General features: G+C 72.7%; 10 protein-coding genes. 6 read left to right on the forward strand and 4 right to left on the reverse strand.

All coding sequences use genetic code 11. The features are described 5' to 3' along the window. A partial coding sequence (locus ACFWA7_RS13440; RefSeq protein WP_385822889.1) for a carboxylesterase/lipase family protein occupies positions 1 to 1,525 on the forward strand: 1,525 nt, incomplete at its 5' end. Here the strand turns inward: ACFWA7_RS13440 and ACFWA7_RS13445 are convergent. Beyond that, the gene (locus ACFWA7_RS13445; RefSeq protein WP_385540169.1) at positions 1,488 to 2,462 is read right to left on the reverse strand and encodes a LacI family DNA-binding transcriptional regulator; all 975 of its coding nucleotides are present in this window, start codon (positions 2,460 to 2,462) and stop codon (positions 1,488 to 1,490) included. The genes ACFWA7_RS13440 and ACFWA7_RS13445 overlap by 38 nt on opposite strands. Positions 2,463 to 2,599: 137 nt before the next feature. Between ACFWA7_RS13445 and ACFWA7_RS13450 the strand changes: the two genes are divergently transcribed. Further along, positions 2,600 to 4,516: an amidohydrolase gene (locus ACFWA7_RS13450; RefSeq protein ID WP_385822891.1), complete on the forward strand. Its 1,917-nt coding sequence runs from the start codon at positions 2,600 to 2,602 to the stop codon at positions 4,514 to 4,516. Between the two features lie 613 nt (positions 4,517 to 5,129). Here the strand turns inward: ACFWA7_RS13450 and ACFWA7_RS13455 are convergent. Together ACFWA7_RS13455 and ACFWA7_RS13460 are read right to left on the reverse strand one after the other, a co-directional pair. Next, the gene (locus ACFWA7_RS13455) at positions 5,130 to 6,878 is read right to left on the reverse strand and encodes an MFS transporter (protein WP_385549346.1); all 1,749 of its coding nucleotides are present in this window, start codon (positions 6,876 to 6,878) and stop codon (positions 5,130 to 5,132) included. A 526-nt stretch (positions 6,879 to 7,404) separates the two neighbouring features. Then, a complete protein-coding gene (locus ACFWA7_RS13460) occupies positions 7,405 to 9,867 on the reverse strand; it encodes a D-alanyl-D-alanine carboxypeptidase (protein WP_385822893.1) in 2,463 nt (820 codons plus the stop codon). 438 nt (positions 9,868 to 10,305) lie between these two features. On the opposite strand from ACFWA7_RS13460, the gene ACFWA7_RS13465 reads away from it, so the two are divergent. From ACFWA7_RS13465 to ACFWA7_RS13475, 3 genes are all read left to right on the forward strand, one after another. Then, positions 10,306 to 11,058, forward strand: a complete 753-nt coding sequence (locus ACFWA7_RS13465; protein WP_385549341.1) for a GPP34 family phosphoprotein — start codon at positions 10,306 to 10,308, stop codon at positions 11,056 to 11,058. A gap of 350 nt (positions 11,059 to 11,408) precedes the next feature. Continuing rightward, the gene (locus ACFWA7_RS13470) at positions 11,409 to 12,266 is read left to right on the forward strand and encodes a helix-turn-helix domain-containing protein (protein WP_371653266.1); all 858 of its coding nucleotides are present in this window, start codon (positions 11,409 to 11,411) and stop codon (positions 12,264 to 12,266) included. 203 nt (positions 12,267 to 12,469) lie between these two features. Next, on the forward strand, positions 12,470 to 12,679 hold the full coding sequence (locus ACFWA7_RS13475; protein ID WP_385549338.1) for a DUF397 domain-containing protein: 210 nt from the start codon (positions 12,470 to 12,472) through the stop codon (positions 12,677 to 12,679). A 97-nt stretch (positions 12,680 to 12,776) separates the two neighbouring features. Here the strand turns inward: ACFWA7_RS13475 and ACFWA7_RS13480 are convergent, their stop codons facing one another. Further along, positions 12,777 to 13,625, reverse strand: coding sequence for a hypothetical protein (locus ACFWA7_RS13480; RefSeq protein ID WP_385822895.1), 849 nt, complete (start codon positions 13,623 to 13,625; stop codon positions 12,777 to 12,779). A gap of 81 nt (positions 13,626 to 13,706) precedes the next feature. Between ACFWA7_RS13480 and ACFWA7_RS13485 the strand changes: the two genes are divergently transcribed. After that, positions 13,707 to 14,489, forward strand: coding sequence for an SDR family oxidoreductase (locus tag ACFWA7_RS13485; protein ID WP_385822897.1), 783 nt, complete (start codon positions 13,707 to 13,709; stop codon positions 14,487 to 14,489). Positions 14,490 to 14,694: the final 205 nt, after the last annotated feature.

The following is a 14,694-nucleotide window of genomic DNA, read 5'->3' on the forward strand; positions in this document are numbered from 1 at the left end:
CACCGGTGGCGCGCTGGCCTTCCGGGGCGTGCCCTACGCCCACCCCCCGCTGGGCGGGCTCCGGTTCGCCTCGCCGCGCCCGCCGCGGCCCTGGCGGGAGGTGCGCGACGCCACCCGTTTCGCCCCCGCGTTCCTCCAGACCATCGACCCCGCCAGCAGCGAGGACGGCCTCTACGCCAACATCTGGACGCCCGCCCTGCACGGGCGGCGCCCGGTCCTCGTCTACATCCACGGCGGCGGCTGGCAGGTCGGCGCGGGCAGCCTGCCGACGTACGACGGAACCCGCCTCGCGGTCCGCGGCGACCTCGTCGTGATCACCTTCAACTACCGCCTGGGGCCCTTCGGTTTCGGCTACCACGAGGAGCTGACCGACGAGATGACCGGCGACTGCGCCAACTGGGGCCTCCAGGACCAGGCCGCGCTGCTGCGCTGGGTACGCGACAACGCCGCCGCGTTCGGCGGCGACCCGCACAACATCACCCTCAGCGGCACCTCGGCGGGCGGCGCCTCCGCCTGGCAGCTCGCCCTGCGCCCCGAACTGCGCGGGCTGGTACGCAGGATCGTCCCGATCAGCGCCTGCCACGTCTGGCAGCCCGCCACCTCCCTGACCGTCCCGGACGCACGCCGGGCGTACGAGGAGGTGGCGGCCCGGCTCGGCACGACCGTACGGGGACTGCGCGCCGCGCCCGCCGGGGCCGTCCGGGACGCCTGGAGCGCGGTCTTCAGCGGCGCCCCGGGCGGGCGGAGCGTGGGCAGCGGACGCGAGTACCGGGGCCCGGTCGTCGACGGACGCTGGATGCGCGGCTTCGACCACGAACTGGCCACCCCCGCGCTGCCGGTCCTGTCGATCCACACCCGTACCGAGGGCTCCTTCTACACCGGCCCCGGCTCCCCGATCCCCACCCCGGCGCCCGCCGACGACGCCTCGCTGCCGGACGCGGTGCGCGGGGTGCTGCTCAAGGGCGCGGCGCGGGTGCCGGACTCGCTGGTGGACGGGTGCGTGGACGCGTACCGGGCGGCGGCCGTGGCCGACGGGCTGCCGCTGGACCCGGTGTCCCTGTGGACCGACGTCTGGAGCGACGGCCTCTTCCGGTACCTGAACGTGCGCCTGGCCGAGCGGCACGCCCGTACGGGCACGGCGCCCGGATACCTCATGGAGTTCGCGCACCCGGCCCGCCCGCCGTGGTTCGGCACCCCGCACGAGCACACCTCCCCGTTCCTCTTCGGCACCTTCGGAATCGCCGAGAACGTGGGCGCGTGCGGCGACGGCCCCGCCGAGGCCGAGGTCAGCGGCGCCTTCATGGACCTGGTGGCGTCGTTCGCGCACACCGGCACCCCGACCGCCCCCGGCACCCCGCCGTGGCCGGCCTTCTCCCCGGACCGCCCCAGCACCCTGATCCTGGGCGAGCCGGGCGGCCCCCGCACGGCGCACCCCACCAAGGCACGGCAGCTGCGGTTCTGGGACGACAGCGGGTGGATGCCACGGCTCAGTCGACGGGCCGCAGCGACGACTCCCTCGGCGTGAGCCGCGCCGGAACCGTCAGGCCCGTCCCGCCGAGGCCGCCCTCGACCAGATCCACGAGCGCGGCCACCGCGGCCCTGGCCGTGCGGTGCGGGGCGAGGGTCACCGTGGAGACGGGCGGGGCGGTCGTCTCGTACGCCGGGTCCTCGCTGGCGCACACCACCAGGAGGTCGTCCGGCACCCGCAGCCCGCAGCGCGCCGCCGAGGCCAGGACGCGGTGGCCGCACGGGTCGTAGAGGCCGTGCACCGCGTCCGGCCGGCCGGGCCCGTCCAGCAGGGCGTCCAGGGTGCGCCCTTCGCGGTCGCCGAAGTCCAGCGGCACGACCCTTGGCCCGCTGCCGCGCGCCGCGCACCACTCCTCGTACGCCGCCCGGCAGCTGCGTGTGTAGTGCTCCTCGCCCGGGCCCGCGACCAGGGCGATCCGCCGTGCGCCGCGCGCCGCGAGGTGGTCCAGGACCTCGTGCGTGGTGGCCCGGTGGTCGTTGTCCACCCACGCCTCGCGTACGCCGAGCCGGGCCGGGCGGCCGTCGAAGACCAGCGGCAGGCCCCGGGAGCGCAGGATGCGGACGACGGGGTCGTCGGCCGGGCTGTCCAGGAGCACCACCCCGGCGACCGGCACGGTCCGCCACAGCGTCTCGGCGGGCGCGGCCGGGAGGGCGATCAGGGCGTATCCGCGCCGGTGGGCGGCGGCCGTGGCGGCGCTGATCGCCCGCGCGTAGAACGGGATGCCGGCGAAGTCCCAGGAGAGCGTGCCGTACGTGGTGACGGCGAGGCCGAGGGTACGGGGCGGGGGCTCCCCGTAGCCGAGCGCGGCGGCGGTCGCCCGCACACGGGCACGGGTCGACTCGGCCATGCGGCCGGTGCCGTTCAGGGCGTTGGAGACGGTCGCCGCGGACACCTCGGCCGCGCGGGCCACATCGGTGAGGGTCACTCGGGGCACGGGCTCAGCGTACGGAATCCGTCGCCGGAGCGGGAGTTCGCGGGGCAGATCGGCTGCGGCGGGGCGCTGGTGGTTAAGGGATTAATCGCGAAGGGTGCGGTGGCGGACGAGCCACACTCGACACCCCAGGAGCCCCTGTGAACCCCAGCTCTGCACCCTCCCGACGCCGGCTCCTCGCGACCGGCCTGGGCGCGGCGGCCGCCGTGTCCCTGACGGCGCCCGGCACCGCGTCGGCCGCGTCCTCCGCGTCCTCCGCTTCCTCCGCTTCCTCCGCTTCCTCCGCTTCCTCCGCTTCCTCCAAGCGGCGCTCGGCCGCGATGGTGGTGCACCACGCGCGGGTCCTCACCGGCGAGGCGCACGCCCGCGTCCAGGAGGCCGTCGCGGTCGGGCGGGACGGAAAGATACTCGCGACCGGCAGCGACGCGGCACTGCGGCGGTTCGTCGGGCGGGACACCGAGGTGGTGGACGCACGCGGGGCGACGGTCATGAGCGGCATCCACGACGGCCACGCCCACCCGCTCGGCGCGGGGGAGCGCTCCCTCCACCCCACACTGGAGGGAGCGACCCTGACGGTCGCCCAACTCCAGGAGACACTCCGGGGATTCCTCTCCTCCGACACGGCCCACGAGCCCGACGGCTGGCTGGTGGTCGAGGACTGGAACCCGGTCGGGCTGCTCCCCGCCGGGACCGTCCCGCACCACCGCATGCTCGACGCGCTCCCGACCCGCCGCCCCATCGCGCTCATCGGCAACGACGGGCACAACGCGTGGGCCAACCAGCGCGCGCTCGACCTCGCCGGGATCACCGCCGCGACCCCCGACCCGTCCGGCGGCCAGATCGTGCACGACCCGGACGGCACACCGGGCGGCCTCCTCAAGGACACCGCACAGGACCTCCTGACGAGGGTGATCCCGCCGCCCACCCAGGCGCAGCTCCTCGACGCCTGCGCCAAGGCGCTCGCGCAGGCGGCGGCATCGGGCATCACCACGTTCATGGACGCGTCGGTGGGCACGCACCAGCTCGACACGTACGCCGCGCTCGCCGCCGCCGGCCGGCTGCCGCAGCGGATCGTGCCCGCGCTCCTGATCGGCCCGGACCTGGCGAAGGACCCGGCGGGGGCGCTGCGCTACGTACGGGACCTGCGGGCGCGGTACGGGCAGGTGCCCGGGCTGCGGTTCGGCACGGCGAAGGTGTTCCTGGACGGAGTGATCGAATACCCGTCGCAGACGGCGGCGCTGCTGGCCCCGTACCTGGACGCGGAGGGGCGGCCTACCGGCCACCGAGGCGACCTGTACGTCTCAGCCGCCGACTACGGCCGCCTGGCGACGGCCTTCGACCGGGCGGACTGGCAGCTGCACGCGCACGCGATCGGGGACCGGGCGGTACGGACGGCGCTCGACGGGTACGAGACGGCGGTACGAGCGAACGGCCGCCGCGGCAACCGGCACACCGTGGCCCACCTCCAGCTCGTCCACCCCACCGACCACCGCCGGTTCGCACCGCTCGGGGTGGTCGCCTGCATGCAGCTCCAGTGGGCGATGCGGGACATCTGGACGATGGAGGCGCTGCTGCCGTACATCGGTCCCGAGCGGCACCGGCTGATGTACCCCGCGCGCAGCCTGGAGCGCCACGGGGCGGCTCTGTCGGGCGGCTCCGACTGGCCGGTGGACCCGCTCCAGACCTGGAACCAGATCCGCACGGCGGTCGACCGCGAGGGCTCGGAGGCAGGAGAGGGCGCGCTCTATCCCGAGCTGGAGGGCCTGACCCTCGCGTCATCCCTGCGCATGCACACGGCGGGGACGGCGCACCAGCTGCGCATGGACCGGGTGAGCGGCCGCCTGCTGCCGGGCATGGCGGCGGACTTGGTGGTGCTGGACCGTGATGTGACGCGGGTGCGGATCTCCGAGGTGTCGGGGGCGGGGGTGCGGATGACGCTGGTGGGGGGCCGGGTGGTGCACGAGGGCACGGCCCCCTCGACGCCTCAGCGCCACGCCAGGTCCCTGGCCGGGGTGCATGGCGACCGGCACGGGTCGTGCGGGTGCGGGCACGCGTGAGCACGCGGGGGCGGGGTGCGTGTTTGTCTGCGGGGGGTGGGGGGGGTGGGGTGGGGTGGGGTGGGGGCTGGTCGCGCAGTTCCCCGCGCCCCTATTGGGCCCGGTGTTTGGCTGCGGGCCCGGTGGGGGCTGGTCGCGCAGTTCCCCGCGCCCCTGAAGGCCTGGTCGGTGGTCGGGTGCGGCCCGGCTGTGGTTGCTCGCGCAGTTCCCCGCGCCCCTATTCGGCCCGGTGTTTGACTGCGGGCCCGGTGGGGGCTGGTCGCGCAGTTCCCCGCGCCCCTGAAGGCAGAACGGGGCCCGGCCACATTTCAGCCCCTCCGGCGCTTGAGGAGAGGGGCAGGGGCCGCAGGACCCGCCCCTTCAGGGGCGCGGGGAACTGCACGACCAGCCACCGACGACCCGCAGACGAACGCGGTCCGGGGCGAAGCCCCGAAGCAGGGGCGGGGGCGCAGCCCCAGCGGGGACACCGGGGCACAGCCCCCGTAAGCGGGGGCCGGGGGCGCAGCCCGCGCAGGGGGGCCGGGGGCGCAGCCCGCGCAGGGGGGCCGGGGGCGTAGCCCGCGGGAACCCGCCTCACCCCCCACCCACCCCCGGAGGGTTGGGCGGGGTGGGGCTACTCCTCCGGGCGGAGTTCCGTCGGGCAGGCCGTCCCCCGGCGGAGGCTGTACGGGGCCGCCAAGCGGTACGTACCCGCCTTCGGCGCAAGAAGCTCCGTCCACTCGTCCCCCGCCGCATCCTCCGGCGCCTTCCACAGGCAACCGTTGGGGTTGGTGAACGTCTTGGGCGTGCCATGGGAACGGCTCTTGGACTCCGGCGTCTCCTGCGGCGGCTCCACACCCTTCCCCTTCTCGTCGACCAGCTTCAGCCACGGCGAGTAGGGGATGCGGACGAGGACACGTCCGGGCGCGCTCACGTTCAGCGTCCACTGGCCCTCCTCCGCGCGCAGCACCGTCGCGGGCGGGTCGGCGAGCGGGGTCGGGTCGTCGACCGCGAACAGCCGCCAGTTGGCGTTGCTCCACACTTCCTTGAGGTACGGCTGGCCCTTCTGGATCAGCTTGGCCTCCTGCTCGGCGCCGTTGGAGTCCGGCGGGCCCATGGGCAGCACCACGTAGTGGACGGCCCAGCGGCCCAGCCAGCCCCGGTAGCTCGACGAGTTCAGCGTGTCGTCGTAGAAGATCGGGTTGCGCTCCATGTCGGCCTGGCGGTTCCAGCCCCGGGCGAGGTTGACGTACGGCGCGACCGCCGAGGCCTCGCGGTGGCTGGACGCCGGCACGACCTCGACGCGCCCGCGCTCGGCGCCGACCTCCTGGAGCTGGTCCACGAGCGGCGCGAGCTCGCGGGCCCAGGACGCGGCCGGGAGGGTGCTGACGATGTCGTCGACGGCCTTGAAGCCGATCCAGAAGTTCATCCCCGCGAAGGCGATGACCAGCGCGTACCACTTGCGCGAGCGCGGCACCACGTACGGCAGGGCGGCCAGGAAGACCACGCCCGCGAAGAGCATCGCGAGCCGGGTCACATTGGACCCGATCTGCGAGTCGATGATCCAGGTGAGCAGCACGCCCACCCCGTACACCGCGGCCCCCGTGCGGACCGTCCGCCACTCCTTCGGCACCGCGAAGAGGACGATCACCGCGAAGATGAACGGCAGCGACACGGAGCCGATGGACATCGGCTGGGTGCCGGAGAAGGGGAACAGCAGGGACGAGAGCGCGACGATGGCGACCGGCGGCAGGCCGAGCGCGTACGCGCCCGGGCGGCGTCCGTTCAGGAACAGCGCGGCCGCGATCACCCCGAGGAAGAGGCCCGCGACCGGGCTGCTCGCCGTGGCGAGCCCGGCCAGCGGCGCGGCGACCGCGCCCTTGGCCCACCGCTCGGTGCGCCAGCGGTGCGGCCAGCAGAAGACCGCCGCGACCGCGCCGAGCGCGAACATCGTGCCGAGCCCGAAGGTCACCCGGCCGGACATGGCGTTGCACAGGAAGGCGAAGAGGGCCGCGAACGCGCACGGCAGCGGATTGCGGACGGCCCGCACCCGCACCAGGATCAGCGTGGTCAGCCCGGCCGACACGGTCCCGGCGATCATCATCGTCGAACGGACGCCGAGCATCGACATCAGATACGGCGAGACGACGCTGTACGAGACGGGGTGCATCCCGCCGTACCACGCCAGGTTGTACGCGGAGGCGGGGTGGCGGCCGACGAACTCGGCCCAGGCGTCCTGAGCGGCGAGGTCGCCGCCGCTGTTGGCGAAGAAGAAGAACCAGAGGATGTGGCCGACGGCGGCGACGGCCGTGACGGCGCACACGGGGTGCCGGACCGTGAAGGCCCGCACCCGGGACAACAGGGTCCGGTCGTCGGCCGACACCCGGTCCTCAGCCTTGACCGGGTCCTCGGTCTTGACCGAGACCTCGGTCTTGACCGAGACCTCGGTCTTGACCGGGTCCTCGGTCTTGACCGGGTCATCAGCCGGGCCCGATTCCTCGGTCCGGAGCGGTTCCTCGGTCCGGAGCGGTTCCTCGGTCCGGAGCGGTTCCTCGGTCCGGAGCGGTTCCTCGGTCCGGACCGGTTCCTCGTCCAGGGACGGCTCCTCGGCCAGGAGCGGTTCCTCGTCCAGGACCGGGGCCGCGTCGAGGGGCCCGGTCAGGTTCTCTTCCCTCACCGGGTCCCTGTTCTCATCCTGTATTCGTCCGCCCTGCCGAGAAGGGCTGCTGCCGTCGGCGCGGGTGGGCGTCGGCTCAGCGGTGGTCACTGCGGCTCTCCCGCCTCACACAGTCTCAGGACGTCTCTCGCCCATCGCTCATAGGGACGCCACCCCGCGTCCTCCAGTTGACCGAAGCTAGCACGATGGCGCCACCGGAGACCGGGGCGCCCTCGTGCTCATCGGCCCGCGATCAGCCCAAACGGGTCAGCTTCGACCCGAGGCCCGGCTCGGCGAGAGCCTTCTGGAGAGCGACCGGGGCGGAGACCTGGCCGGGGCCGGAGCCCACGGTCAGCTTGCCGACCACGGTGCCCGCCTTCGCGGAGTGCGGGAGCTCGGCGCCACTGGGAGTGAGCGAGATCGCCGCCTTCAGACCGGACCATCCCGCGATGGTCAGGTCCTTGGTGGCGACGACCGGGGTGGTGCCGCCGAGGCCGTCGTCCAGGTGCCCGACGACGTCGCCCTTCTTGATGACGGTCGCCGAGGTGAGCGACTTGCGGGTGGCGATCAGGACGTCCTTGCTGACCTTGTTGACCAGGTCCAGGATCGACACGGCCTTGTGCTGGCCGAAGACCGCGCCCACGATCGTCTGCTTGGTGCCTCCGACCTCCTTCACCGCGGCGAACAGCAGGTTGCCGCCGGCCTTGGAGGTCGAGCCGGTCTTGATGCCGATCGCGCCGAAGTACGGCACCAGCTTGTTGTAGTTGGGCCACTTGTGGCCGGTCGAGTCGATCCAGTACGGCTGCCGGGTGATGTCGACGAGCGCCGGATCCTTCACCAGCTCGGTGGCCAGCTTCACCTGGTCGACGGCGGTCGAGACGGTGGTGGCGTTCAGACCGGACGGGTCGGTGTACGTGGTGTTGGTCATCCCGAGCTGCTTGGCGGTGTCGTTCATCTTCTTGACGAACGCCGCCTCGGAGCCCGCGTCCCAGCGCGCGAGGAGGCGCGCCACGTTGTTCGCGGACGGGATCATGACCGCGCTGAGCGCGTCCTTCTGGCTGAGGTTCTGGCCCGCCTTGATGGTGTCGACGGTCGACTCGTCCTTACCGGCCTTGTTGTAGCCGCCCTCCTTCTCCGCGAGCCCGTCGACGGGGATGGAGGCGCCCTTGGAGCCCACCTTCATCGGGTGGTCGCGCATGATGATGTACGCGGTCATCGACTTGGTCACGCTGGCGATCGGGACCGGCTTCTCCTCGCCGAACCGCCCCACCGTGCCGAGGCCCGACACGGTGATCAGGCCCTGGCCCTCGCTGGGCCACGGCAGCTGCGGCGCGGCGCCGTCGAAGGTGTACTCCGGCGCCGACGTCATCTTCAGCAGGGGGTCCGGGAGCGGGCGTACGAACTGTACGACCGCAAACACGACCAGCAGCAGGATGACCAGCGGGGTCCAGATCTTGAACCGCCGCACCGCGGTGCGGACCGGGGTCTGCGGCGGGGGCGGGGTGTTGGTGAGCTCCGCGAGCAGGTCGAGCGGCGGCTTCGGCGGCAGCGGCTGCTGCCGGGTCCGCTCGGCGGCGTCGGCGTCCGGCACGGAGATGCGGGGCGAGGCGGGGGGCTTCGGCGCGACGGGCGCGGCAGGCGCGACGGCCTTTGGAGCCTCGGCCTTGGGCTTCTCGGCGTCCGGGGCGGCCGGGCGTACGTCGTCGGAGCGCAGCGGTACGAACGTGCTGGCCCGCTCGGACGTCGGCTCGGCCGTGCTCGGCCGTCGGATCGCGGTGGTGGGCTGATCCACCACGGGCGGCTTGACGGCCTTGAAGACGGCAGTGGCCTGGTCGACACCGGCGGCCTTGTCGGCCTCGGGCTTGCCCGTGCTCCCGGCGCCGAGCTTGGCACCCCAGGAGGCGGCCCGGCCCTCGGGGGCGGGCTTGTCGACGCCGGTGTCGGCGTCGGCCTCGGCCTCGGCGGCGGGCTCGGGCTTGGCGTCGCCTTCCGGCTTCGCGTCGGCGTCCGGCTTGGCCTCGGGCTTCGCTTCCGGCTTGGCCTCGGGCTTCGCGTCCGGCTTCGTCTCGGGCTTCGCTTCCGGCTTGGCCTCGGGCTTCGCGTCCGGCTTCGTCTCGGGCTTCGCGTCCGGCTTGGCCTCGGGCTTCGCGTCCGGCTTGCCGTCCTGCACGGCGGCGGGCTCGGCTTCCGGCTCGGCGTCGGCCTTACGGGCCGGGGTGGGCTCGTCGCCCGCCTCGGCGGCCGGCTCGGGCGTCGACGCGTCGTCGGACGCGGGAGCGGCCTTGCCGCCGGGCTCCTGGGCCGCGGGCTCGTCGGCCTGGGATGCGTCGTCGGAGGCGTCGTCCGCCTCGGGCGCCGCCGTCGGCGCGGGCACACTCTCCCGTACGGGCGTGGCCTCGGCGGCGGGCTCCTCGTCCGGGCCCTCCGCGTCCGCGCCCGTGTCGCCCGGCTTCTCGGCGGCCGGGGCCTGGGTGTCCGCCTTCGCGGCACCGGCACCGGCACCGGCGCCTGCACCGGAACCGGACCCGGCGTCCTCGGCCGTATCCGCGTCACCGTCCGTGGCCACCCACGCCGCCACGGCCGCCCGCAGGCGGGTGTCGCGGGACTCGTGGTCCTCCTGGCGCGGGGCGCGGAAGACCGCGGTCGGCTGGTCCACGGGGGCGGAGCCGCCGTCCGCGGCCCGGTCGGCACCGGAGCCGTCGGCAGAGCCGTTCACGGACCCGTTCACCGAACCCTTCGCCGAACCCTTCGCCGAACCAGCCACAGATCCGTTCGCAGCGCCGTTCGCAGCGCCGTTCGCGGATCCCTTGGCGGAACCGTTGCGCTCCTGCCCGGAACCGGACGCGGCCCGGGGGCCGTCATCCGGTCCGAACACCGCCACACGGGGATCGCGTTCGCTCGGAGTCGTCTCCCCCGACGACTGCTGCTGCTTCGACCTGTCGGGGGACTCGCCCGCCACCGATGCCTCCTCAAGGCGCCCCGGGGCGCCGTCCGAACCTGTCCGAACCATCTACCAGTGTCCTGTGTGCGGGGTTGACCCCCGTGCTAGACGAGAACGACATACCTACTGGTTCCCGTACTTACCACCCAGGCGCTCTCGACAGATGAATGTGAGAGGGGTCACCCTGTCATTCATCCACGCGGGGAGGCATGGATGGGCAGGAGCCGCAGAACAATTCCGGAGGAGCTTCTGCTGCTCGCTCTGGACCCGGCAACGGGTACCACAGCGCAGCCGCAGTCGCTCGACCTCGGCCTCGCCGGAGCCCAGCTAGTGGAGCTGGCTCTGGCAGGACGGATAGCCCCAGACGGGGATCGTATCGCCGTGGTGATGGCACGGCCGACAGGAGATCCGACACTGGACTCCGCACTGGAGCTGCTGCGCAGGCGCGGCAGCCCGGTCCGGGCCGTCCACTGGATCGGTGGGCCCCGACTGGGGCTCCGCCAGATTTACCTCGCTCATCTGGAGCGGTGCGGCATGGTGCATGCCGTGGCGGGCCAGATGTGCGGTGTATTGCCGACGACTCGCTACCAAGCGACGGAGACGGCGATCAGCCGGGACATCAGGGCCCGGCTGGACAGTGCGATCCGCACCGGCGTACCGCCGGACCCGCGGACCGCGGCGCTCGCCGCACTGGCCCACGCGGTCGGACTCGGCAAGCACCTGTACCCGGGCAACGAGGGGCGTTCATCGCGCTCCCGGCTCCGGGACCTGATCAGGCACGACCCGATGGGCGGACTGGTGGCGCACGCCGTCATGGACGTCCAGAACGGAGTGGGCGCACAGCCGCGCCGCACCGCCAACGCCACCGGCGGCGGCGCCGCGGCGGGCACGCGTGCGACCGCGACGGCGCCCGGCGTCCCGATGCAGCCGCACCGCGGCAGCATGGCCCGCGCCGTGGCCCACTAGCGGCCCGCTCCGGCACCACCACACGCACCAGCACACGCACGGCCACAGGCACCACGCACGCCCGCACCACCGAGCACCACGGCACCACCCCGCACCACCCGCCGCACCGACGTCCCCCTCACGACCCGGTTCGGGAGCCGCATCATGGGCGCGCGGGGCCGGCCATCGCCGGTCCCGCGCGCTTCGCGTCTTCCGGGCGTTTTGCGAGGCCCGGCGTTCGTACCCCCGGTAGCCGGTACGCCACCGCGTGTGGCCATTTCCCAGCGCGGCCAGGAACATTGGTGGCAGTCTGCAGAGCGGAAGAGCAGAAGAAGAACAGCAGAAGTGCCGCAGCCGGAGGTGCAGTTCCCGTGGCGTCCAACGTCAATCCCACCGTCAGACGACGCCGACTGGGCCAGGAGCTCCGTCGACTCCGCGAGCTCAAGGGCATGACGGCCGAGGAGGTCGCCGAGCGCCTGCTGGTCTCCCAGTCGAAGATCAGCCGCCTGGAGAACGGCCGCCGCTCCATCAGCCAGCGCGATGTGCGCGACCTGTGCGGGGTGTACGAGGTCGAGGACCACCGCATCGTCGACTCGCTGATGCAGATGGCCAAGGACTCCCGGCAGCAGGGCTGGTGGCACGCCTTCGGCGACATCCCGTACAGCGTCTACATCGGCCTGGAGACGGACGCGGCGAGCCTGCGCGTCTACGAGTCGCTGATCGTGCCCGGACTGCTGCAGACGCGTGAGTACGCGCAGGCGGTGATCGAGGGCATGTGGCCCGAGGCCACCTCCAGCGACATCGACAAACGGATCCAGATCCGGCTCAAACGCCAGGACCGGCTCACCGACCCGACCAATCCACTGCGCTTCTGGGCGGTGATCGACGAGGCGCTGCTGCGCCGCGTGGTCGGCAACGAGCAGATCATGCGCGACCAGCTGCTGCACCTGGCGCAGCTGAGCGAGCAGCCGCACGTGACGCTCCAGGTGCTGCCGTACGACGCGGGGGCGCACCCGGGCATGTACGGCAAGTTCGCGATCCTGGAGTTCCACGACGCCATGGACGCGAGCGTGGTCTATCTGGAGGGCGTGACCAGCGACCTCTATCTGGAGAAGGCCAACGACGTGCAGAGCTACACCGTGATGTACGAGCATCTGAGGGCCAAGGCGCTCAGCGCCGAGCAGTCACGGGAGTTCATCCACCGTGTGGTCGATGGCTACACGTTGTGAGCGAGTGACACGAGGGAACGCTGTGGGGCGCGCACCCTACACCTGTGCGGCCTCGCCTGAGAAGGACCCGATGGAATATGCCATCCGGACGGGTGAACGGCCCCTGCCATCCGTGATGTTGCGGCGTAGCGTCGCACGCAGAGCCGCCGGCCCTCAGCGGTCGGTACATCACCCGGGCAACCGGATCAACCATCGGAGTCATTATGCGCGTTCAGCAGCATGCACTGACGGAGTGGACCAAGTCCTCATACTCCGCCGTGAACGGCGACTGTGTGGAAGTCAAGGCGGCCGATCGCTCGACCGTGTCGGTCCGCGACTCCAAGAACCCGCTCGACGGAATGCTCGACTTCGCCCCCCAGACATGGTCGGCATTCATCCAGGACGTCAACCGCACCGCGCCGCGTGGAGTCTGACCTTCACCGGAACCGCTCCACCGCAAAGTGAGCAAGGCCCTCTCGACTGGTCCGCCGTCCTGGCCGAGGGGGCTGGTCGCTGTCCGGGCCCGCCCGCTCACCGCGTCCGGCGCAGCTGGTCCACATAGCGGTCCGTGCCCGGCACCGTCGGAATGAACGGCGCCATCAACTCGACCCGGCCGAGCCCCGATTCGGCCACCGCCGCGTCCAGGCCCGCGAAGTGCTCCTCCCACACCTCGGCCGGGTCCCGCTCCAGGAACCACAGCAGCGTGAGGCGGGTGTCGACCCCCTCGACCTGCTTGACGTACGTCATCCGGTCGCCGGGCAGCGGGGTCGGCCGGAAGACCGTCACCAGCGCGGCCGGCCCGCCCGCGAGCCGGCGCGGCAGATGCCGCGACCGCAGCCACTCCACCAACTCCCTCCGCTGATCGGGCCCTTCGGCGTCGATCACCTGGAGCACCAGGCCCGCGTACGGGTGGTCGAGCGCGTGGTAGTCGCGCGGGCCCGCCGCCCCGTCGCGGTAGACGGTCGCCTCGTGGTCCTGGAAGGCGGTGAAGACGTGCGTACGGTCCTGGTAGACGCGGCCGTCCCGGTTGAGCCGCCGGTTGATGCCGACGGTCCACTTCATGTGGTCGTCGTAGCGGCCCTCGGTGATCCAGTACGTGGAGAGGTAGCACCCGGCGGTCACCGGCTGGGCGATCGCGGACTTCTCCGGGTAGCGCAGCTCCTGGAGCCCGTGGGTGGCCACCCAGCGCCGCCCGGCGAACATCCAGGGCATGGCCATGGCCCCGGCGTAGTAGTGGTCGTCCTCGTACCAGCGGTTGTACGCGTACTCATGGCCCGGGTGCGGCTCCACCATGGTGATCAGGGCGTGGCCGGGGTGCACCCCGTACGGCCCGAGGGCCGCCAGCTCCGCGTACGTCCCGCTCCTCGTCTCCTCGCTCACGACGCTCCCCTTCCCTCCTGCCGCCGACCGCCCTACTCTGACGCCCCGTCAGAAGAACTGCCAGAGCCGGGAGGCGCCCAGATGCTGCTGAACGGGAAGACGGTCGTCGTGTCCGGCGTCGGCTCCGGGCTCGGGCACCAGGTGGCCGCGACCGTCGTACGGGACGGGGGCAACGCGGTCCTCGGGGCGCGCACCGAGGAGAACCTCCTCAAGGCGGCCCACGAGATCGACCCCGAGGGTGCGCACACCGCGCACCGGCCGACCGACATCACCGCCGAGGAGGCGTGCGAGGCGCTGGCCGCGCTGGCGGTGGAGCGGTTCGGGCGGATCGACGCGGTGGTCCATGTCGCCGCCTGGGACAGCTACTTCGGCGGCATCGAGGACGCCGACCTCGCCACCTGGCAGGGCGTGCTCGACGTCAATCTGCTCGGCACGCTGCGGATGACCCGGGCGTGCCTGCCCGCGCTCAAGGAGCGCGGCGGCTCGGTGGTCGTCATCGGCACACAGTCGGCCATCGCCGCGCCGTCCCAGGTGCGCCAGGCGGCGTACGCGGCGTCGAAGGGGGCGCTGACTTCGGCGATGTACTCCATGGCCCGGGAGTTCGGGCCGCACCGGATCCGGGTGAACACGGTCCTGCCGGGGTGGATGTGGGGCCCGCCGGTACAGGCGTACGTCCAGTTCACCGCGCACACCGAGCAGGTCCCCGAGGCCGAGGTGCTCGGGCGCCTGACCGGGCGCATGGCGCTGCCGGAGCTGGCGACCGACGCGGACGTGGCGGAGGCCGTGGCCTTCCTGGCCTCGGACCGGGCGAAGGCGATCACCGGCCAGTCGCTGCTGGTGAACGCCGGGGAGATCATGCGCTAGCCGGGCTGTCGCGCCAACCGTCCGGACCCACCTCACCCTCTCGGCCGCACGGGACCCGCATCCCGGGCGGCCGTTCACGTATGTACACGGCTGTACGCGTCTGACGAACTGCTCGTTCATGGTGTGGTCCGGGTCACGGGTGCGACAACACTCCGTTCTGTAAAGCGAAGGCAAAATCGTTCCACTTTATGACCCTCGTTCACAT

This window comes from Streptomyces sp. NPDC059994 (genome assembly GCF_042737755.1).
Classification (GTDB): Bacteria; Actinomycetota; Actinomycetes; order Streptomycetales; family Streptomycetaceae; genus Streptomyces.